This is a genomic window from Sphingorhabdus sp. Alg239-R122 (genome assembly GCF_900537065.1).
GTDB lineage: Bacteria > Pseudomonadota > Alphaproteobacteria > Sphingomonadales > Sphingomonadaceae > Alg239-R122.
On record NZ_UNRC01000005.1, the window covers coordinates 48,408 to 70,661 of the forward strand.

Genomic DNA, 22,254 nt, shown 5'->3' on the forward strand with positions numbered 1-22,254 from the left:
CCGCGTTAAACAAGAGATTCCGGATTGCGCCGGAATTGCAATTATTTGAGACTTTCGTCCAAACCCTTACACGCTTCCAGCAATTCCTTCACCGCGTCGACCGACACGTTGAAATTGCCCTGTGCTTCTTCGCTCAGTTCGATCTCGATGATTTTTTCGACACCGTCTTTGCCGATAATGCATGGTACACCAACATAAAGGTCATCGACACCATACTGACCGGTCAGGTGCGCGGCGGCAGGGAGCACGCGGCGTTTGTCTTTCAGATAGCTTTCCGCCATCATGATCGCGCTGGTTGCGGGGGCGTAATAAGCAGAGCCATTGCCGAGCAGGCCGACAATCTCACCGCCGCCGCCGCGTGTGCGTTTGACGATGGCGTCGATATTTTCCTGAGTGGTCCAGCCCATTTTGATGAGGTCTGGAATGGGGATGCCCGCCACTGTCGAATATGCAGGGACGGGGACCATCGTGTCGCCGTGCCCGCCCAGGACGAATGCGGTGACATCTTCGACCGACACGTTGAATTCATCTGCAAGGAAGTGGCGGAAACGCGCGCTGTCCAGAACGCCCGCCATGCCCACAACCTTATTATGCGGCAGGCCGGAAAATTCGCGCAGGGCCCAGACCATTGCGTCCAGTGGGTTGGTGATGCAGATAACGAAAGCATCCGGGGCATGTGTTTTGATGCCATCACCCACCGCCTTCATGACTTTCAGGTTGATGCCAAGCAGGTCATCACGGCTCATGCCGGGCTTGCGGGCCACGCCGGCGGTGACGATGATGACGTCCGCGCCCGCGATATCGGCATAATCGCTGGTGCCCTTCAGGTTGCTGTCAAAACCGTCCACCGGTGCGGCCTGGGACAGATCAAGCGCCTTGCCCGCCGGCATGCCGTCAACAATATCGAACAGGACTACATCACCCATTTCCTTTGAAGCGGCGAGGTGTGCCAGCGTTCCGCCAATCATGCCTGCGCCGATCAGCGCGATTTTGTTGCGTGCCATGAATTATGCCTTTCGTTTCCATGTAATGAGATAAATATTATATTGTTTTATGGGCAGAAAATTCCTGCAATATCCGTTGCTAATCTGTCCCTTTCGCGGTGCGCAATTCCACGCACCGGATAAACTGTGTTGGGCGAGGGAATGACATGATGTCATTTTAGACTCGTTTTCGGCGGCGATATTAAGCGCTTATATCAGGAAATTCAACAGGCAAAAGGGCGGAAACCAAGGTATCGTTGATAACAATTCGCATTATTAATTACTATCAAAAATACCTGTAGGGCAAGATTGGATAAAGCTGCGAATTAACGGGTAGAGAGTGCGCACCTCTATTCAGTCTCACTACCGTGGCCCAGTGCCAGATAGTCGTTTGACTGCATTTCCATGAGCCGCGACACGGTACGGTCAAATTCAAACCGGCCATCACCATGCGAATAGAGCGCGGCTGGCTCGGCATCTGCTGCGGCGAGCAGTTTCACCCGATATTCGTACAGAGCATCAATCAGGGTCACAAAGCGTGCGGCTTCGTTACGGTTTTCCGGTGATAGCACGGGAATGCCAACCATGATGACAGTATGAAACCGGCGGGCGATGGCCAGATAATCGGCGGCACCGCGCGCTTCACCGCATAGCCGCTTGAAAGAGAATACGGCAACTCCCTTCAGCGCGCGCGGTACATGCAAGATGCGTCCGCCTTCGACTTTCAGTTCCATTGACGGAACATTGGCCCGATCCTCGGGCGGATAGTCGGTCAGTCGAAAGAAAGCGGCGCTCAAGTCCTGTGTGGCCTGCTCTCCGTTCGGGACTAGCCATGTGTCGCTGCCCGATAGGCGCTCTAGCCGGTAATCGGTCGGACCATTAAGCGGCAATATATGCATCCGTGCTGTCATCAGCGCGATAAAGGGCAGGAAATGCTCGCGGTTCAGCCCGTCCTTGTAAAGGTCATCTGGCGGCCGGTTCGATGTGGTCACTATGGTGACCCCCGCGTCTATAAGGGCTGTAAACAGCCGCGACATGATCATCGCATCGGCGCTGTTATTGACCACCATTTCGTCAAAAGCGAGCACGCGGACTTCCTCGGCAAGCTGCTTTGACACTGCAGTGATCGGGTCGCCTTTCTGCGTATCGCGTTCGGTGCGCAGTCGGGCATGGATGTCGAGCATGAATTCATGGAAATGCGCGCGGCGTTTGCGGGCAATATCCAGATTGTCATAGAACAGGTCCATCAGCATGGATTTGCCGCGCCCGACACCGCCCCACATATATATACCGCGCGGCGCTTCTGGTTTTCGGCCAACCAGCCGCCATAAAACGCTGCCACGCGGCGGGGCTGCTTCCAGCTTTACCTGCAACTCCCCAAGCGCCTCGACAGTGTGACGCTGGTCAGCATCAGCGCGTAATTCTCCCGCTGCAATCAGTTCATCATAGCGGGTGACAAGGCTGCTCATGCGCGTGGTTTTGGCGTTTTGCGGATGGTGCCGGAAAAGGCGCCGATATGATCTGTGCCCTGTACCAGCAATCCGCGCAGGAACAGCAGCCGCCCTGTTTCGCGCAAGATTTCAACCTCGGCATCCAGCGGTTCACCAATCCGTCCTGCGGCCAGAAATTGCGTGTTGAGGTCGAGCGTGACGCCGGGACCATATTGCAGGGCGCCGTGCAGCCGCGCGGCCACAAAAAACGCAATATCAATCTGTGTCAGCATTGCGCCGCCATGCACATTATTGCCGATATTGCCCTGTAAATGTCCGGGCTCGGTGCGCACGACAGTAATGCCGTCCTGCCGCAACTTTGCCCACATGGGGCCGATCGTGCTGTTATAGCGGTCTTTTTCGCGCAATCCCCATTTCAGCCAGCCCGGGCGATCCGGGTCGGGCGAATGATCAAAGACGGTGTCGCCCTGAAGGTGATTGGGAAGATGATCGGGCATAGGCACTGATCGCAATCAGTAAGCCGGATCAGATATGCCGCTCGGCGGTCATTTTCTTGATCTCGGCAATAGCCTTGGCAGGAGAAAGCCCTTTGGGGCAGACATTGGCGCAGTTCATGATGGTGTGGCAGCGATACAGGCGGAAGGGATCTTCCAGTTCATCAAGTCGCTCACCGGTCATTTCATCGCGGCTGTCGGCTAGCCAGCGGTAAGCCTGCAGCAATATGGCAGGGCCTAGGAACTTGTCGCTGTTCCACCAGTAACTCGGACAACTGGTCGAGCAGCAGGCGCACAGGATGCATTCATACAGCCCGTCGAGTTTCTCGCGATCTTCGGGGCTTTGCAGGCGTTCTTTGCCCGATGGTTCGGGTGTTAGCGTCTGCAACCATGGTTTAATCGATGCATATTGCGCATAGAAGTGGGTGAAATCAGGAACCAGGTCTTTCACCACATCCATATGCGGCAGAGGTGTGATACGCACATCGCCCTTGCAATCTTCAATTGCAGTGGTGCAGGCGAGGCCGTTTTTGCCGTTAATATTCATTGAACAGGACCCGCAAATGCCTTCACGGCAGGAACGGCGGAAAGTGAGCGTGCTGTCCTGTTCACTTTTCATTTTGATCAGTGCGTCAAGCACCATCGGTCCGCAACTTTCGGTATCGACCTCAAACGTGTCATAACGCGGATTTTCACCGCTGTCGGGATCATAACGGTACACTTTGAATTTCTTGGTTTCTCCTGCACCATCCGCTGCCTCATGGGTTTGTCCATTCCGGCTGATTTTGCTGTTTTTCGGCAGTGTGAAAGTCGCCATTTTTTTTCCTTGCTTCAATTTCCTGCGTCAGCCGAGAGGCACTTGCATCCTGAATAACTTAGATGGTTACAGAATTAGCGGGTCAGACTCAACGGCTTTAGTTCACTGGACTTCTGGAATATTATCCTGTCTGGATCAAGCCATTGCGCCGCAAGCCTTCCGCGATGATTGTTTCCAGTAATTGTGGATGGCTCAGGCCTGCAACTGCAGCTGATTTGGCTACAACCTTTTCAGACCATAAATTGCAATTAAGATTGATTTCGATAAAATTGATATCGCCTGTATTTCGATCCAGCCGGAATTCGATCCGGCCATAGTCAAACGGTTCAAACTCACGGGCGATTCTGGAAGCCAGTTCCTGTACCCTGGGTGCGAATTCCAGATCCTCGAATTGCTTAAGAGTCGCCTTTTCTGTGTTAGGCACCAGATCGCGTTTTTCATAATATGTCCAGAGTTTTTGCGTATCCTCACGCTCATAGATCAGCATTGGCAGGGCTTTCGGGCCATTGGCGCTAATAAACGCCGCCTGTATATCATGGCCGTCCAGATAGGGCTCAACAATTGCATCATGACCCTGTTCGTGTATGCCCGCCACCGCGTTGGCTACGCCGGTCCAGTCAAATGCGTCGGAAATGGCCCAGCTGGCGGAAGAGGCATTTGGCTTGATTACCCAGCGTTCAGCCCTTGGACAATCGCTCTCGCTAACTGGCGCTCCACGGCGGTAGCAAAACCACGGTGCAGTTGGCACGCCGGCTTTTTCGGATACCAGTTTGGAAACCGACTTATCGTCGCCTAAACCGCGGATGAAGGGCATCGCACCAACATAGGCAATGCGGTGCATGTTGCACAGAAGCGGAATGAGCATTTCGCTATTCACGAACCCGCCGCGGTTGAGCAGGGGAAAGACAAAATCAACATCAGGCCGTTCGAACAGGACACTGTAATTATCGGCTACCTGCAGGTTAATGCCAAGGCTTTCCAGGCTGGTGCGCACCTCATGATGATAGATGGCATGATTTCCATCCTCCGGATGCATTCCGCCTCCCCATAGTGCATGTTTGGCCATGTACAGGAATTTAAGGCGCTCTTTGGATTCATCAGGAATGGTGAGGGGTTCGATGGAGGCGGGCAATGTCGAATATGCCATGGTATTACCCCTTAAGATATGGCGGCGAATGGCCGTTGAAAGTGCGCGTCAGGATTTTGCTGTGCTGGCCTTGTCGAGTTCGTTAGAATCCAGTTTATCCACCGTGTCTGTCAAAACCGCCTCAACAATTTTGTAAGTCCGTTCATTGTCCACGTCGATAGCTTGAGTACCATCGCTGAGCGGAAGGCGCCGTATCGCTACGCCAAAGCGTTTCGACATGCGCCGGAATGCCTGGTCAATCGTTACCAGCCGGAACCGCATCAGGAATATGTTGAACAGGCCAAATGCCCTGACCAACCGCCCCGGATTTCCCATGAACTGGCCGCCTTCACGAAAAATATTGGCGGCATCGAGTGCCCGGTTGCTTTTCAAGCCGTAGAGATTGCAATTGGCGTACCCACCATCGCGGAAATCATAAAATCCCCTCTGTGCGAGTGGATGGACAGCATGAATGTCGGTTTTTTCGGCCAAAGCCGCCACCGCGTCCGCCCCATTGTTCATCATTGCCAGTGCCTGGTCAATGCTGTCATGTTTCAGCAGGACGTTATCCGCTGTGGTAACCAGATAGGGCGCTTCAGCCTGGTTGCAGCCCTTGATAACACTGGCGGCAATATTTTCATCTGATGTGATGAACGTGATTGGCAGGTCGTCACGGGTATATTTCTCCACCGCATTGCGTATCTTTTCCTCGCCATCCGGCTCTATAAGCACATAAATTGCGCGGCATCCCTGATGGCTACTCAAAATTTCCAATATACGCTGGATAAGCGATTTACCTGCTATCGGGATCAGGCATTTATGGCTGACGTCATGGGCCTTTGCCAGTGGATTGACAACACCGGTCCGCTGAGCCGCCAGCAGGATTACATCGAATTTATTGTTCATGGCTATGCCTTAGCCAAGCCAAGGAAAAGGTCAAGTCTACCCGCTTTCGGCTACGGACTGTTCGATAGTATCATTGTGGCTATAGCCGAATCTGTTTGCCATAGCATCTGTTGGCGGCTAGCTGCATTGGTTAGCATCCAATCCACCCGAAACTAGGATAAAACCAGACTTGCCGAGCCGGATGTTCCATAGATTCAAAACAAGCGATGATACGCTGGCGCGTGTAGGTCGTAATAGTGCCTGGCTGTTTTCAAGCAAGGGCGTCAGCGCCATTTTGAGCCTCGCTTATCTGGCAATTGTCACGCGTACACTTGGCCCGGCTGGGTTTGGGGTGTTCATTCTGGTCGTAAGCGCAGGGCAGATGCTGGCAGCGCTTTTTCGGGTGCAGACATGGCAGGCGATAGTTCAGTTTGGCACGCCGCTACTTGCGAAAAATGACCAGGCAGGCTTTAGGCAGTTGGCAAAACGCGGGTTGACCATAGAGACTGTTGGCGGTGTGTTGGCATGTCTTCTACTCTATTTTCTGTTACCTGCTGCGGCGGCACGTTTCGGTCTCACTACGGAAATAGAGCAGGGGTTGCTGATCTATGGCTTTTTCATTCTGCTTGCGATCCGCTCTACACCAACAGGAATTTTGCGTGCGCATGACCGTTTCAGGGACAATGCGTTGGGCGAAACAGCGGTGCCGGTCACACGTATGGCGGGTGCGCTGGTGCTGGTGGCTATTGGTCCCAGCATCACTGGTTTCCTGATTATCTGGGGCATTTCAGAGCTGGTAAGCACCGTATTGCTATGGGTTCTGGTCTGGCGCAGTGATAACTCGCCGGGACAACGGGATGACATAGAAGACGAAATTGATGCGATTCAGCCAATGCCATTGAAAGGCGGACAGAGTTTTTACGGTTTTCTGGCAGCAACCAACTTTTCCCACCTGCTTACGACCACAAGAGAGCGTTTCGTGGTGATTATAGTCGGCCTGTTTGTCGGTGCGTCCGCAGCAGGCCTGTTCCGGCTTGCTGATCAGCTTGCCAACAGCATTAACCGGCTGACAGAAGTGTTCGCACGGCCGATGTTCGCAGAATTATCTCGTCTTTACGGACAAAGCGAGAAAGCGGAGTTACAGAGTCTGTTTTTCCGTTCTTTGCGTATTTCAGCAATTTCGGGTGCGGTAATCTTTACTGTTCTGATATTGGCTGGAAAACATATCATTTACATCATGTCAGGTCCCGAATTTGTTGATGCCTACCCATTATTGTTGCTGCTTGCAGGAGCGACAATTATCGGATTGGTGGCCGTGGGCCTTGAGCCTTTGCTGCAGGCGGCCCACCGGGCAGCAGGCGCGTTTGTCATCCGCCTGCTGTCACTGACTGTATTGGGTGGGCTGTTATATTGGTTGCTGCCGCTTTATGGCGTCCAAGGCGCTGCTCTAGCGATGCTGGTATCAGCCGTCGTAACCGCTTTCCTGCTTTTGCTGATGGGGTCAAAAGTGCTGCGTGACCTGCGCAAATAGCTGCTCTAGGCCGGTTCCAGCAGGTTGTTCGTGCGAAGCGCTTCTGTCACAATTGTTTCGATCAATTGCTCTTGGGTCCAACCTGCGCGCAGGGCGGAACGACCAAAAACCTTTTCTGACCAGAGGTTGCAGTTCAAATTGAGCTCAAGAAAGTTGAGTTCACCCTTTTCCGCGTCGAGGCGGAATTCATAGCGGCCATAATCGAATGGCAGGAATTCCTGCGCCAGATTGCGGGTATGGGTGGCAATTTGCTTGTGAAATGCCGGCCCTTCAAAATCGACCAACTGGTATTTGTGCCCGCGCTCGACAAGATCGCGTTTTTCCCAATAGGTGCGTAAATGCTCAGGGTCTGCCTGTTCAAACAGCATCATCGGCATTATCTGTGGCTGGCCATTGATCGTAATGACCGGTACTTCGACATCGCTGCCTGTCAGGAAAGGTTCAACAATGGCGTCATGGCCTTCACTGTGGATATTGGCGACAGCCTGTTTGACACCAGTCCAATCGCCAGCATCGGCAACGCCCCAACTGGCAGAGCTGGCATTGGGTTTGATAACCATGCGTTCCGCCATGGGGCAGTCTTTTTCCAGCACCGGTGCACCAGAGCGGTAGATCGCCCAGTCGGCGGTAGGGATACCGCGCTGTCTGGCGACGACTTTTGACAGGTGTTTGTCATCCGATAATCCGCGCAGGATCGGACTGGCACCCAGAAAGGGAAGGCCGATCCGGTTGCAGAGCAGGGGAATCATTATTTCGCTGTTCACGAAGCCGCCACGGTTCAGCAGAGGAAATACGAAATCTGCCTCAGGTTTCTCGAACAATGCTTCGTACCTGTTTTCCACCAGAAGCCTGTCAAACAATCCTTCCAATATGGTGCGCACTTCATGATGGTAAACGGCATGATTGCCGTCCTCTTTATGCAGGCTACCGTCACCCTTGGCGTGCTTTGCCATGAAAAGCAGGCGTACATTTTCGCGTGCATGCTGCGTTAGTTTCAGAGGTTCCATAAATTACGTTCATCAATCATATTACTGGTGCAGGCTTAGGATAAATTTTCATACAGCCTATCGTTACCGGCGCACTCATAGACGAATATGCGGATATATCAATTTGCATATTTGCCGTCTGTGCTTATTAGGCGGTGACAGGAAATATGGCAAAGAAGGTCGGCATGGATAAAAGCGAGTTGAGCGAGTTGCTCACAATGGGCGGCGATGCCCGTATCATAATGAAATCCGGCACTGGCGTGAATAAATATTTTGCAAGCCCTTATCCACGCGAGACAGTCACGTATGCATCTTCGACCGCAAATGACATAAGCGCAGAAGCTTTTGCGCATTTACAGGATTTTGCTGCAGCCACCAGTGTATCAAATCTGGCTGAACATAATGGATATGCGGCGCACCTGGAAGATTTACGGACACGTATCCGCAAGGCTTATTCGATTGCAGTTGATCACGATATCATCTTCTCGCCTTCCGGTACGGACCTTGAATATGTTGCGATTCTGGTATGTGCCAATCGCGCTGAAAACGGTGTCCACAATATCCTGTTGGGTGCAGATGAAGTGGGCAGTGGCTGTATCCACAGCGCGCATGGGGCGTATTTTGCCGGGGAAACCGCTCTTGGCTTTTCCAGCAAAGCTGGGGAACCCGTTAAAGGTCTGGGGCCGGTAACGCTGACTGAAATGCCGGTCCGTTGTAACGGGGGGATCGCGCATGACAGTCAAGCAATAACGCAGCAAATGCGAACTGCCATTGATACGGCGCTTGAACAGGGCCAGCATCCGCTGGTGCATATTGTGCACGGGTCCAAGACCGGTTTGATCATGCCGCATATGGATGATGTTGATGCCCTAATTGATTGCTATGGAGACAAAGTCAGTTTCGTTGTCGACGCATGTCAGGCGCGCATAACCACTGACGCGATTGCCGATTATCTGAAACGCAATGCCATCATATTTCTGACAGGCTCAAAGTTTATGGGAGGTCCGCCTTTTTCCGGCTTCGCAATTATACCTCCAACGCTGGCTAAGCGTGCAGAGGGAATAGCAGGGGGCTTGACCCGCATTTTTCGTAGGGCGGAGTTTCCGCAAGGCTGGTCGGGTAGGGATAGTTTGCGTGCAAAAGGCAATGCAGGGCTATCATTAAGACTGGAAGCTGCAATATTTGAACTGGAACAGTTTCAGGCACTGGAATTTGCAACCGTGGCACGTATCATCCAGCAGTTTCACGATGTGGCAGATAGGTTGATAGCTGATATGGGCGCGCATAAAATTCGTAGTTATCCGCCTGGTGATAAAGGTGAAGCAGACTGCCATCCTATAGAAATGCGTACATTGGTGACCATTGACCTGGGTGGTGACAGGCATGATGATCTGGACTTTGACCGGGCGACGGCAATCCAGAAATCCATGGTGGATGACAATGTACGGCTGGGCCAGCCTGTGCGATGTGCCGCGATAAGTGCCGCTTGCGATGAGAAAAAGCATCGTGGGACATTGCGTGTGGGGATTTCCATGCCGCAAATAACCGCCCTTGCGGAGATGTCAGAGCAGGATGCCGCGGCTAGCCTCTCCCGCGATATAGCACAGATTTTACGCGCATATCATAACGCCATGCAGAGCTGATAATGTATAATAAAACCCGGCCTGAATGGTTCAGGCCGGGTTTTTGGATTTGATAGGCTTGATGAGCGCACTCATCATAGGGCGCTTTAGCCAAAAGTGCGCTGCCACCAACCCTTTTTGCTGCCTGCACCGCCATTGGCGTCGTTGCTTGCTTCAGGATTTTTATCAGGCGCGGCGTCTTTTTGTGCCTTGTCTGAGTCAGCGGCTTTTTTAGGTGCCGCCTTGCGCGGTTTTCTGGCGGGCTTTTCCGTTTTGTCTGCGGCATCCTCTTTGGCCTTGGCAGGTGCACGTTTGCGCGGAGCAGCCTTTTTGACAGGTTTGTCTGCTGTTTTTGCACTGTCCGCCTTAGTATCCGTATCAGCTTTGGGTTCCGCCTTCTTGCGTGGTTTGCGCTTTGGTTTTTCTTCTTTCTCAGCCTTCGTGTCTTTGGCTTTCACATCGCCATCATCGGCTTTCTCCGCTTCGGCTTTCTTATCGGTAGCCTTGCGTGTGCGGCGGCGCGGTTTTGGTTTTTCTTCTCCGTCTGAAGCTATTCCTTCAGCTTTTGTTCCGTCTTTTTCTACGGAATCTTTATCAGCGGATTTTTCACCGGTACCGGCCTGTTCGGCATCGTCATTAGTTTTTTTGGAGGCACCGCGGCCACGTCCGCCGCGGCTACCGCGCCGGCTGCGTTTTGGTTTATCCTCTGATGCTTTATCCTTGCCGGAATCTGAATCTTTGGCTGATTTGTCATCTGCGCTGTCATCACCACTGGAATCCTCGCCGTCATTCTGGACAGCATTTTTGCGGTTTTCCTTGCGGCCACCGCGGCGACCACGACGGCGACGTCGGCGTTTTGGCCGATCACTTTTTTCGTCGTCATCACTGTCATCGACCGCGGAAACATCATCCTCATCTTCATCATCATCAACAATGGGTTCGAACTTGGGCGCATTGGCGGGTTTGGGACCAGAGGAGGACACGGTCATTTTGGCGCCTTCTTCCTCACCATCGGGCAGTATTTCCACGTTGACGCCATAGCGTTCTTCGATTGAGGCAATATCGTTGCGCTTATGGTTCAACACGTAAATCATCGCTTCGCTGCTGGTGCGCATGGCGATGGATGTGCCTTTGCCTTTGCCTGCTTCTTCTTCCAGTAGGCGCAGTGCGGCCAGACCGGCGGAAGAGGCAGTGCGGACCAGACCGGTGCCGTCACAGTGCGGGCATATCCGTGTCGTAGCCTCCAATACGCCTGTGCGCAGGCGCTGACGGCTCATTTCCATCAGGCCAAAGCCGGAAATGCGGCCCACCTGAATGCGTGCACGGTCGGATTTCAACGCATCACGCATCGCTTTTTCAACCTTGCGGACATTGGATCCATAATCCATGTCGATAAAATCAATCACGACCAAGCCGGCCATGTCGCGCAGGCGAAGCTGACGCGCAATTTCATGCGCGGCTTCCAAATTGGTGGCAACCGCAGTCTGTTCGATGCCATGTTCCTTGGTTGAACGGCCCGAGTTGATATCGATGGAAACCAGTGCCTCTGTCGGATTAATGACGAGATAACCGCCAGATTTCAGTTGCACTACCGGGTCATACATGGCGGAGAGCTGGTCTTCCGCGCCGTAACGCTGGAACAGTGGAACAGGATCGGCATAGCTTTTGACCCGCCGGGCATGGCTGGGCATGAGCAGTTTCATGAAATCCTTTGCAGCCCGGTATCCATCCGCGCCTTCAACAAGGACTTCCTGGATTTCGCGATTATATATGTCGCGAATAGCACGCTTGATCAGGTCGCTGTCGCTATGGATCTGCTGTGGCGCGGATGCACCCAGGGTCTTTTCCCGAATTTCATCCCAAAGCCGCGCGAGATAATCAAAATCGCGTTTGATTTCAGTCTTGGTGCGCGACAGTCCAGCGGTCCGTACAATGCAGCCCATGGTTTTGGGCAGTTTCATTTCCGCAATAATGGACTTGAGCCGTTTGCGGTCGGCACCGTTGGAAATTTTCCGGCTGATGCCGCCGCCATGTGAGCTGTTGGGCATAAGTACGCAATAACGGCCGGCCAGTGACAGATAGCTGGTAAGGGCTGCGCCTTTATTGCCGCGTTCTTCCTTTACAACCTGGACCAGCAGGACCTGGCGGCGATGGATAACATCCTGGATCTTGTAACGGCGGCGCAGCGCAAGGCGTTTCTTGCGGGCTTCATCGCTCGCCTTGGCACGGCCGCCCTTGCGGCCGCCGCGACGGGGGCGTCTGCCTCTTTTGACTTTCGTGTCTTTGCTCTTGTCTTCTTCTTCCGCTTCTTCCAAATTATCATCGGCGTCATCGTCATCGGACGCAGCTTCACTTTTCTGCTCGATAATACCGTTTTCTTCGATCAGCTCTTCTTCGAATGAAGACCGGCCTTCGTTATGTTCTTCATCGTCGACGGAAGGCGGGCTTAAATCACCGCTTTCCTCTTCCTGATCACGAAGTGCCGCTTCTTCTTCAGCATGCTTGGCTTCTTCGGCCAGTAATGCGTCGCGGTCTTCTTTTGGTATCTGGTAATAGTCGGGGTGAATTTCGGAAAAAGCGAGGAAACCATGGCGGTTACCACCATAATCAACAAAGGCAGCCTGTAGCGAGGGTTCAACCCGCGTCACTTTTGCTAAATATATATTACCTTTTATCTGCTTGTGTTCAGCAGAGTCGAAATCAAACTCCTCAATCCGGTTCCCTTTGAGCACAGCCACGCGGGTTTCTTCCCGGTGGCGCGCGTCGATTAGCATGCGCGTTGTCATTAATTCGTCTCCGCGCAAGTCGCCGTGACAGCTTATGTCCGGTGGGCTTGCGCATATCTGTGATGGAGCGTCCGCGAAGCAAAGGCTGGGCGGGCTTCCAATGGTTTAATAAAGAAATAAACGTGTCTGCTGATAGGACGTGAGCTGCGACATTGGCGCAGTGTCCGCGAGCTATCCGCGCGATATCGCTTGGAAGCGACTGCGGTGCTCGGGCGTAACTCAATTCCATATAGCATCAACCTGGTCATAGCCGCCGCAGAAATGCACGGGGGCTGAGAAAAAGGGGCGTTTGGCAAGCAGTTGAACAGCTTTACCAGCCCCTATATTGTCATAGCTAGCACCGGTTTACATATGCAGCAACCAAAAGGTTGCGCAAATTATCGCTTTTGTAAAATTATTGGCATCTGCACAGGGAGATTAAAACGTTTAATTTTTGTTAACTATTCGGGCCTAGACCATTTTGAAACTGTCCCAAAACGGGATTCAACGATAAAAATGGCGGGGAAGAGCTTATGTTTTTCAACTGGATTAACGAGGTTAAAAAGTGGCACAAAGCGCGCATGTTTATGATGTTGTCGCTTGCTGGCCTATTGTTCGCACCAAATTTTGCATACGCGGGTGAAGTTTCGCGCGTTGAATTGCGGGGCCATGACGTCACGCTGCACTTTGACGGTCTGATCACGCAGGCATCGGGCTTTACGCTGGAAGGCCCTGATCGTATTGCAATCGATATAAAAGGCGCAACTGCGCACAAGGGTGCGCATGGCGGTAACGGTCTTGTACGCACAATCCGCAAAGGACAGTTTTCACCTGATACAGCGCGTATTGTGCTTGACCTTGATCGGCCTGCCACCATCGGTTCCGGCCGTTTCTCGAAAAATGGCCGTATGCTCACGCTTTCCCTGATTGAAACGGACCGGAGCAGATTTGCCCGGCTTATCAAGTCAGGCCGCAAGCAGTTCCTCCCACCACTCAATTTTCGCGCTAAACCGCCGCGCAAGCAATATAGCGTGCGCGTGCCGCTGCCCAAAGCGAAGCCTGCCGTGAAGCTACCCAAAATATATGGCCCGAATGATGATAGCCGTCCGCTGGTCATTATTGATGCAGGGCATGGCGGCCATGATCCGGGCGCGATCAGCCCGCATGGCGGCAAGCGCGAAAAAGACGTAACACTGGCCATTGCCAAGGCGATGCGTGACGAATTGCTCAAAAAAGGACGTGTGCGTGTTGCCCTCACACGTGAAAATGACCGCTTTCTGGTCCTGCAGGAACGTTATGGCATCGCGCGGCGGATGAACGCAGACTTATTCATTTCGGTGCATGCAGATGCCGCAGGTAATGAAGATGCGAATGGTGCCACGGTATATACATTGGCTGAAGCCGCATCCGACCGGGAGGCAGCACGTTTGGCAGCGCGCGAGAACAAGGCAGATATCATCAATGGCATAAATCTTGGCGATACACCGGATGATGTGAATTCGATTCTCATCGACCTGACACAGCGCCAGACCATGAACCTGTCTGCTGATTTTGCGAAATTGGTGTTACGCGAAGGACGGGGTAATATGACATTTCGGACCAATTCACACCGCTTTGCATCATTCGTCGTGCTCAAGGCGCCTGATGTCCCGTCTGTCCTTTTGGAAAGTGGGTATCTCACCAATGAAAAAGATGTGGATTTCCTGACCTCCAGTGCGGGTAGGGACAAGCTGGCAAAATCAGTCGCCAATGCAATCAATGTTTATTTTGCGCGACAACTGGCCATGCGTTGAGGCCGAGGCTTTCTGAATTGCGGCTTAACTGCATTTTGAAATTATAGACAATTTACCGATTTTAGCGTCTGGCCTATCCGCGCAAAGCTGTGCTAACCAGCGCAGTAATGGAACAGACAGATGATATGAGTTTCGCAGCGCGGATGCGCCAGTTCACAAGCGATTTCGCCGAGCGGTTCAAAGCATTGTGGCAAAAACGGTGGTTTAAGCTTGTCGCCATTATTATCGGTGCCATGCTGTTTGCATGGTTCCTGCTATGGCTGCTGGTGATACGCAACCTGCCGTCTGCCGAAGCCTTGGTGGATTACCAGCCCGAGCTGCCGACTATGGTGCGCGGCTATGATGGGGAAATCACCCAAAGCTATGCCCGCGAACGCCGCGTGCAGCTGCAATATATCGATTATCCCGATAAACTCATCGAAGCGTATCTGTCTGCCGAGGATAAGACGTTTTTCGACCATGGCGGGCTCGATTATCCGGGGCTTGCCGGTGCAGTCTTTGATTATGTCACCAAAATCGGTTCGGGTCAGCGCGCCCGGGGCGGTTCGACTATCACGCAGCAGGTGGCGAAAAACCTGTTAATCGGCGATGAATATTCAATCGACAGGAAACTTAAAGAGGCCCTGCTTGCCTATCGCATAGAAGATGCACTGACCAAAGAGCAGATACTCGAGCTCTACCTGAACGAGATTTTTCTGGGCCGCAGTGCCTATGGCGTGCAGGCCGCAGCGCGTGCCTATTTCGACAAGGATGTGGGCGATCTTGAGCTGCATGAAATGGCCTATCTGGCGATCCTGCCTAAAGGACCGTCCAATTATCGTCCCGAAAATAACGAGGCCCGGGCTATTGAACGCCGCAACTGGGCGCTCGGCGAAATGACGGACAATGGCTTTATCAGCGCAGCGCAGAGAGATGCGGCGCGTGGGCAGCCATTGGGCACAGTGCGCAGCAAAAGCGATGGTTTTACAAGGGTTGGCGGATATTTTATCGAAGAAGTCCGCCGCCAGCTTATTGAAAAATATGGCGAGGACAGCGAAGATAGCGAACACGGCATCTATTCAGGCGGCCTTTGGGTGCGCACTTCACTGCGCCCCGACATACAGGTTGAGACAACCAAGGCATTGCGTGATGGCTTGCGCCGTTATGCTCGCGGTAAAGGCTGGAGCGGTCCCATCAACACTATCGAAATTGACGAACAATGGGCGAGCCGCCTGCGTTCGACCTTTATCGGGCTTGATTATTCCAACTGGCGCGTGGCTGTGGTTGTTTCAAAAGAGGGCCGGACCGCCACGATTGGCTTTACCAATGGTGAAACCGGCACGTTGCCCAGCTATGCCGCATCATTGCGCGGCAAGAAAGGCACGGCGTTCAACATGATGAAGCCGGGTGACATCATCGCAGTCGCACCCGATGGCAATAACTGGACATTGCGCAATATCCCCGAAATATCCGGCGGCATGGTGGCGCAAAATCCATATAACGGGCGTATCTATGCGATGCAGGGCGGGTTCGACTCGCGTATCAGTTCCTTCAACCGCGCGACACAGGCGGAGCGCCAGCCGGGTTCGACGATCAAGCCATTTGTATATGCCACTGCGCTGGACCAGGGCATGACTCCGGCGACCAAGCTGGTTGACGATACATTCTGTGTCTATCAGTCGGCGACATTGGGCCGCAAATGCTTCCGTAATTTCGGCAATGCGCGCGGTGCGGGTTCGCAGACACTGCGCTGGGGGCTTGAACAGTCACGCAACCTGATGACCGTACGTGCGGCCAATGATGCCGGCATGGAAAATGTGGTAAAAACCATCGCCCGCATGGATATTGGCGAATATGAGCCATATCTCGCCTTTGCGCTGGGTGCGGGCGACACAACGGTCATGAAAATGACCAACGCCTATTCAATGCTGGTCAACCATGGCCGGGAGCTGAAGCCGAGCGTGATCGACTATGTGCAGGATCGTAATGGCAAGGTTATTTTCCGCACTGACAGCCGTGACTGTGCGGGGTGTAACATGCCCAAATATGACGGCAAACCGATGCCCCGGCTCAATCCGGTTGGCAAACAGCTGATGAACCCGATGACCGCCTATCAGGTGGTACATATGCTCGAAGGCGTGGTGCTGCGCGGTACGGCACAGAACCTGCGCGACCTTGACCGGCCCATGTTTGGCAAGACAGGCACGTCTTCGGGCCCCACAAATGTGTGGTTCGTGGGCGGAACGCCCGATGTCGTGGCTGGGGTATATATGGGTTATGACCAGCCGCGTAACATGGGCAGCTATGCCCAGGGCGGTTCGCTCGCCGCACCGATATTCAAACAATTCGCCAGAGCAGCGTTCAAGGATATGCAGATCACGCCGTTCCGTGCACCGCGCGGCATCCGCATGGTCCGTATCGACCGCAAGACCGGCCGCCGCGTCTATGGCGCATGGCCGGGCGATGATCCCAAGGCGGCGGTGATCTGGGAAGCGTTCAAACCCGAAACCGAACCGCGCCGCACGATCCGCAAGGAAGAGATCGAGCAGACAGCGAAGAAAAAAGCGGCACCCAAGGCGCAAAGAAGGGTGGAAAGACAACAACAGTCCGACAGCGACTTCCTACAGGACCAGGGCGGGATTTATTAGAGCTTTGGAAATCTTCTTACCGGTAAGATGGGACCGATGAATTATCGATATAGATGATACCGTCATATTGGTCGCTTGCTATTATCGAATAACTCCCGAATTGTCCGCCCCAATTATATGCGGATGTCAGTTCGAACAGGAATTGATTGCCGTTTTGGCGTGATTGGCTTTTCGAACTGTCAACATAGATTGCGGCCTTGCGAACCGAATAGGCGATTGCTTCCAGGCTGTTATTTTGCGGGATCAGGACCGAAACTCCGCGCTGGTTATTGCCGGCTGTGGTCCCGCGCAGCATGTACAGGCCGATCGTGTATAAATCGTCGGGATAAGCCTGACGCAGGTGAAAGCCCATGGGAGTGTCCGGCCAGTTGGGGATTACATTGGGCGCTGGAACCGTGTCGCTCTGTTCATTCGCTACATGCCGGTTATGCGCCCAGACCACAATTTTTTCGTCTGGATACAGCCTTGAGCGTATCTGACCCAGTACCCCGGCCATGTTCCGGTCACGGACATTCCCGGTATCACGGCTGCGGTAGGTGGCAATGGAATTTTCGAGCTGTCCGGCCGCAGCGAAAACTGAAATATACAGTATCTTATGTGCCTGTTCCGGGTTTGTGATACTGTCCAACGCTTGCAGGTCCTGCTGCAGCCGGGTGCGCAGATTTTCGCTCTGCTGGACAATGGTTGTGCAAGTGGCGGTTTGCTGCGCAAAGCAGCCTTGCTGTGAAAACCGGCCTTGCAGGTCCCGAAAGGTCTGGATATTGGCGCGAATACCAGCTTTGTCATTTGCATCCAACTGCGCCGATACGGGTAAGGAGGCAATGAAGCTGTCGATCTGTGCGTAATAGCCGGAACTTATCTGTGTATCGAAACCGACCAGCCGAAGAGGTTTGCTACCTGTTTGTGTATCCTTGACATAGCTGAACAGTTCGAAAACTTCATCGGTGTGCCATACCGGAAAAATGAACCGCATCATCTGGTCAGCTGTCAGGTTGTCCTGGTTACTATCGACATGAAAACCTCCAAAAAAACCGCTTTCAAATGCAACAACAGTAAAATCCATTTCCTGATGCAGATATTTTATCAGGCGGGTTTTGACATGGTTGAATTCCCTGGTGCCATGCGAACTTTCACCCAGCTGCACGATTTTTCTGTCGCCAATCAGGCCTGACAGGAAATCCAGATCGGAAAAATCCTGGTCATATGTAATTGACCGGATCGGATAATGGTTGGCCGAAAGCCACTGCGTATAGGCCTGCGGTGCTACAGGGCCGGGGGAAAGTGCGGGGGTGCGTAGTTCCTCATTTGACAGAAGTTTGTCCTGCGTGAGGTCGGGCGATGTTGTTCCGCTGGGCGGAGGCGGAGGCGGCGGAGGTGGAGGCGGTGGTGGAAGTATTGTGGTAGGCGGTGTGCTGGAGCTGTCGCCGCCGCCACATGCAGGCAACAGCAATGTCATAAACGCGGATAATACAAGTGCTATTTTTCTATTATCACAAACGTCCATAAATATCCTCCACACGATTCCACCTTGCCGACTCAATACTATTGCGTATCAGCCAAAAATTCAGACTACAAGTATCAGGCTGGGTCATGGCGCAGCTTGCTTAACTCCGAAATAGCCATGTCTAGGCATCAGCGCAGTCACACCATTAGCGCAAAGGTTGTCATTGCCGCGCTTTACATATGCGCGCAATCATTTATGGCGCTTCAGATAGCAATTTAACGACATCTGTGACGGAGAGATGCCATGCGTGCCGAGGGGCAGGGCCATATTGAAACGATTGAGGCAGCGCTGAATCTTGTGCGTACGTCGCTGGACTGGGATAATGCTCTGCGCCGCCTGGATGAGCTGAATGCGCGGGTGGAAGATCCCACGCTTTGGGATGATCCAAAGGCCGCCGAGGAAGTGATGCGTGAGCGTCGCCGGCTGGAACAGGCCGTGTCCACCGTCAATGACATCAGCCAGGAAATGGCTGATGCAGTCGAGTTTATCGAAATGGGCGAGGCCGAGGGCGATAACGAGATTGTCGATGAGGGCCATGACACGCTCGAAAAACTGGCCGCGCGTGCAGAGAAGGACAAGGTGCAGGCGCTGCTCGCACATGAAGCCGATACGCTCGACACCTATCTGGAAATCCACGCCGGGGCAGGGGGCACGGAGAGCCAGGACTGGGCCGAAATGCTGCTGCGCATGTATCAACGCTGGGCCGAAAAGCGGGGGTACAAGGTGGATATGATTGAATATCAGGCGGGTGATCAGGCTGGCATCAAGTCGGCGACGCTGCATATCAAGGGTGAAAACGCTTATGGTTATGCCAAGACCGAAAGCGGTGTACACCGGCTCGTGCGCATTTCACCCTATGACAGCGCAGCCAAGCGGCATACCAGCTTTTCCAGCGTCTGGGTCTATCCGGTGATTGACGACAGTTTTGAGGTTGAGATTAACGAAAGCGACCTGAAAGTGGATACCTACCGTGCGTCGGGGGCAGGCGGGCAGCACGTCAACACCACTGACTCTGCGGTGCGTATAACACACGTGCCATCGGGCATTATCGTCGCCAGCCAGAATGACCGATCACAGCACAAGAACCGGGCGACAGCCATGGGCATGCTGAAAGCGCGGCTGTACGAAGCGGAAATGCAGAAACGTGAGGCCGAAGCGAGCGGTGAATATTCGGCCAAGACCGAAATCGGCTGGGGCCATCAGATCCGTTCCTATGTGCTGCAGCCCTATCAGATGGTGAAGGACCTGCGCACGGGCCTTACATCATCGGCGCCATCCGACGTGCTTGATGGCGCGCTCGATCCTTTTATGGCCGCCGCATTGTCACAGAAAGTCACGGGCGAAAAAGTTGATGTCGAGGATGTCGACTAGCCATTCGCTTAAACTTTTGATGGGCTGTGTTTCTAAGCCTTGGACAAGCACGTAGGTCCACGTTAAAGACGAGGCATGTTACAAGTGAAAAATCTGTGTACAGGGGCAATATTGCTGGCTTTGGCCGCATGCCAACCGGTTGATACCGATACTAGCCGTCCGGAGACGTCGCGAGCATTTCCATCGCCTGACCGTCCTGTGTCAAAGGTTATCGGCAACAGTTTTTCGACCGAAGAAGCCCGTGATGACCGTGATGAAGCCAATAAAGTCATGGATATGGCGGGCATTGAGGCGGGAACGACGGTTGCGGATATCGGTGCGGGTGGGGGTTATTATACTGTCCGGCTTGCCGAACGTGTTGGCGAATCCGGGCGCGTGCTGGCACAGGATATTGACGCAGATGCGCTTAAGAAACTAGGCACACGTGTGGAACGCGAACGGCTCGACAATGTGTCGATCAAACCCGGTGAAATTGACGATCCAAAGCTTCCCCAAAACAGTTTTGACCGCATATTCATGGTGCATATGTACCATGAGGTAACTGAACCTTACGCCTTTATCTGGCGGATGCGCCCGGCGCTTAAAAAAGGCGGGCAGGTGATTGTGGTCGATGTTGATCGCCCGACAACGAAACATGGCATTCCGCCCAAATTGCTGTTCTGCGAATTTGCGGCAGTTGGATACAAGCTGGTGGAGTTTGAGGAAAAGCCGGACATTGCCGGATATTTCGCCCGCTTCGAGGCTGAGGGGGAACGGCCCGAACCATCTGAAATTAAAAGCTGTTCCAATCAGAAAAGCTGATATTGAAACATAAATCATTTGAAAGACGGAAGATTTATTCCGCGCATTTTGACCGCCATTTCTATATAGCGGGTCGCAAGTAAGGGGAATGCACATTGTTTAAAGGGTTGAAGCCAATCCAGTATGCTGGCCGTGAAGTCTGGCCGCTTATCGAAGGCGGTAAAGGCGTGTCGGCAACAAACCACGCGAGCTCCGGCGCGTGGGCCGCCGCTGGCGGTATTGGTACCGTATCGGCGGTAAATGCTGATAGCTATGACGAAAACGGCAATGTCATTCCGCAGACATATGAAGGCAAAACACGCGGTGATCGCCATGAAGAACTGATTGCCTATGGCATTGCGGGCGGCGTTGCCCAGGTTAAACAGGCTTATGAGATTGCAGGCGGCAAGGGCGCGATCAATATCAACGTGCTGTGGGAAATGGGCGGTGCGCAGGATATCCTTCACGGCATATTGGAACAGACCAAGGGCATGGTGCAGGGCGTAACGTGCGGTGCGGGCATGCCGTATAAACTCTCTGAAATAGCACAGCAATATGGTGTCTATTACTTGCCGATCATCAGTTCCGCGCGCGCATTTCGGGCGCTATGGAAACGCGCCTATCATAAGGTGCCGGACCTTTTGGGCGCTGTTGTTTATGAAGACCCGTGGCTGGCAGGCGGGCATAATGGCTTGTCCAATGCGGAAGATCCACGTGAACCGCAAGATCCTTATCCCCGTGTAAAAGCCGTGCGTGACATCATGCGCGATTGCGGCATTGATGACAGCGTGCCTATCGTGATGGCGGGCGGTGTATGGTTCCTGCGTGATTGGGAAAACTGGATCGATAATCCAGACCTTGGCCAGATTGCATTCCAGTTTGGCACGCGGCCGCTGCTCACTAAAGAAAGCCCGATTCCGCAAAAGTGGAAAGACGAGCTTACCAAGATTGAAGAAGGCGACGTGCTGCTCCATAAATTTTCGCCGACAGGATTTTATTCGTCGGCTGTACGCAATGATTTCCTGAATTCATTGGAGGCACGTTCGGAACGACAGATACCATTTTCGAAACAAGCTGATGATGAACACACTGAACAACTTGATGTGGGCGTGAAGGGTAAGAATTACGTCACGCCGGAAAACCTGAATAAAGCGCGTAGACTGGTAGAGCAGGACTTTACTGCCGGACTTAAAACGCCTGACGACACTATTGTGTTCGTCACACCCGAAGACCGCGATATGATCCGCAAGGATCAGCAGGATTGCATGGGTTGCCTGTCGCATTGCGGTTTTTCGTCATGGAAAGATCATGATAATTTCACGACAGGGCGTCTCGCCGACCCACGCAGTTTCTGTATCCAAAAATCACTGCAAAATATCGCACATGGTGAAGACGTTCAGGAAAATCTGATGTTTGCTGGACATGCGGCCTATAATTTCGGGACCGATCCGTTCTATTCCAACGGGTTTGTGCCAACTGTGGAAGAGCTGGTAAACCGGATATTGACGGGAGATTAATG

At 53.1% G+C, this 22,254-nt stretch carries 16 protein-coding genes; 7 read left to right on the forward strand and 9 right to left on the reverse strand.

The genetic code is table 11. The features are described 5' to 3' along the window. Positions 1-41 precede the first annotated feature (41 nt). From mdh to G6Q15_RS06915, 6 genes are all read right to left on the reverse strand, one after another. A complete protein-coding gene (gene mdh, locus G6Q15_RS06890) occupies positions 42-1,004 on the reverse strand; it encodes a malate dehydrogenase (RefSeq protein ID WP_164117103.1) in 963 nt (320 codons plus the stop codon). A 329-nt stretch (positions 1,005-1,333) separates the two neighbouring features. Then, the gene (gene zapE, locus G6Q15_RS06895; protein WP_164117105.1) at positions 1,334-2,452 is read right to left on the reverse strand and encodes a cell division protein ZapE; all 1,119 of its coding nucleotides are present in this window, start codon (positions 2,450-2,452) and stop codon (positions 1,334-1,336) included. After that, on the reverse strand, positions 2,449-2,931 hold the full coding sequence (locus G6Q15_RS06900; RefSeq protein ID WP_164117107.1) for a PaaI family thioesterase: 483 nt from the start codon (positions 2,929-2,931) through the stop codon (positions 2,449-2,451). The genes zapE and G6Q15_RS06900 overlap by 4 nt, the downstream gene beginning before the upstream one ends. A gap of 28 nt (positions 2,932-2,959) precedes the next feature. Further along, entirely contained in the window at positions 2,960-3,745 is a 786-nt protein-coding gene (locus G6Q15_RS06905; protein ID WP_164117110.1) for a succinate dehydrogenase iron-sulfur subunit, read from the reverse strand. A 121-nt stretch (positions 3,746-3,866) separates the two neighbouring features. Continuing rightward, positions 3,867-4,892: a phosphoribosylglycinamide synthetase gene (locus G6Q15_RS06910; protein WP_164117112.1), complete on the reverse strand. Its 1,026-nt coding sequence runs from the start codon at positions 4,890-4,892 to the stop codon at positions 3,867-3,869. Between the two features lie 48 nt (positions 4,893-4,940). Next, positions 4,941-5,777: an NTP transferase domain-containing protein gene (locus tag G6Q15_RS06915; RefSeq protein ID WP_164117114.1), complete on the reverse strand. Its 837-nt coding sequence runs from the start codon at positions 5,775-5,777 to the stop codon at positions 4,941-4,943. Between the two features lie 181 nt (positions 5,778-5,958). Here G6Q15_RS06915 and G6Q15_RS06920 point away from each other — a divergent pair, with 181 nt between their 5' ends. Beyond that, positions 5,959-7,287 carry an oligosaccharide flippase family protein gene (locus tag G6Q15_RS06920; protein WP_164117116.1) on the forward strand — a complete coding sequence of 443 codons (1,329 nt, stop codon included), beginning with the start codon at positions 5,959-5,961 and terminating at the stop codon, positions 7,285-7,287. Between the two features lie 5 nt (positions 7,288-7,292). Here G6Q15_RS06920 and G6Q15_RS06925 read toward each other — a convergent pair whose 3' ends face one another. Further along, positions 7,293-8,294 (reverse strand): phosphoribosylglycinamide synthetase, encoded by a 1,002-nt coding sequence (locus G6Q15_RS06925; RefSeq protein ID WP_164117118.1) that lies wholly within the window; start codon positions 8,292-8,294, stop codon positions 7,293-7,295. 146 nt (positions 8,295-8,440) lie between these two features. Here G6Q15_RS06925 and G6Q15_RS06930 point away from each other — a divergent pair, with 146 nt between their 5' ends. Then, positions 8,441-9,916, forward strand: a complete 1,476-nt coding sequence (locus tag G6Q15_RS06930; protein ID WP_164117120.1) for a hypothetical protein — start codon at positions 8,441-8,443, stop codon at positions 9,914-9,916. Positions 9,917-10,002: 86 nt separating this feature from the next. Here G6Q15_RS06930 and G6Q15_RS06935 read toward each other — a convergent pair whose 3' ends face one another. Continuing rightward, on the reverse strand, positions 10,003-12,681 hold the full coding sequence (locus G6Q15_RS06935; protein WP_164117122.1) for a ribonuclease E/G: 2,679 nt from the start codon (positions 12,679-12,681) through the stop codon (positions 10,003-10,005). Positions 12,682-13,241: 560 nt separating this feature from the next. Here G6Q15_RS06935 and G6Q15_RS06940 point away from each other — a divergent pair. Beyond that, complete coding sequence (locus G6Q15_RS06940; RefSeq protein ID WP_164117124.1) at positions 13,242-14,453, forward strand: N-acetylmuramoyl-L-alanine amidase; 1,212 nt, start codon at positions 13,242-13,244, stop codon at positions 14,451-14,453. 125 nt (positions 14,454-14,578) lie between these two features. Then, positions 14,579-17,080, forward strand: a complete 2,502-nt coding sequence (locus G6Q15_RS06945) for a transglycosylase domain-containing protein (protein ID WP_240330805.1) — start codon at positions 14,579-14,581, stop codon at positions 17,078-17,080. Between the two features lie 16 nt (positions 17,081-17,096). On the opposite strand, the gene G6Q15_RS06950 is transcribed toward G6Q15_RS06945, so the two are convergent. Beyond that, entirely contained in the window at positions 17,097-18,536 is a 1,440-nt protein-coding gene (locus tag G6Q15_RS06950; protein ID WP_164117128.1) for an erythromycin esterase family protein, read from the reverse strand. 291 nt (positions 18,537-18,827) lie between these two features. On the opposite strand from G6Q15_RS06950, the gene prfB reads away from it, so the two are divergent. The 3 genes from prfB (at position 18,828) to G6Q15_RS06965 (ending at position 22,252) form a co-directional block, all read left to right on the forward strand. Continuing rightward, positions 18,828-19,955 (forward strand): peptide chain release factor 2, encoded by a 1,128-nt coding sequence (gene prfB / locus G6Q15_RS06955; RefSeq protein ID WP_164117130.1) that lies wholly within the window; start codon positions 18,828-18,830, stop codon positions 19,953-19,955. A gap of 75 nt (positions 19,956-20,030) precedes the next feature. Continuing rightward, a complete protein-coding gene (locus G6Q15_RS06960; protein WP_164117131.1) occupies positions 20,031-20,756 on the forward strand; it encodes a class I SAM-dependent methyltransferase in 726 nt (241 codons plus the stop codon). Positions 20,757-20,851: 95 nt separating this feature from the next. Beyond that, the gene (locus tag G6Q15_RS06965; protein ID WP_164117133.1) at positions 20,852-22,252 is read left to right on the forward strand and encodes a nitronate monooxygenase; all 1,401 of its coding nucleotides are present in this window, start codon (positions 20,852-20,854) and stop codon (positions 22,250-22,252) included. The last annotated feature ends 2 nt before the right edge of the window (positions 22,253-22,254 follow it).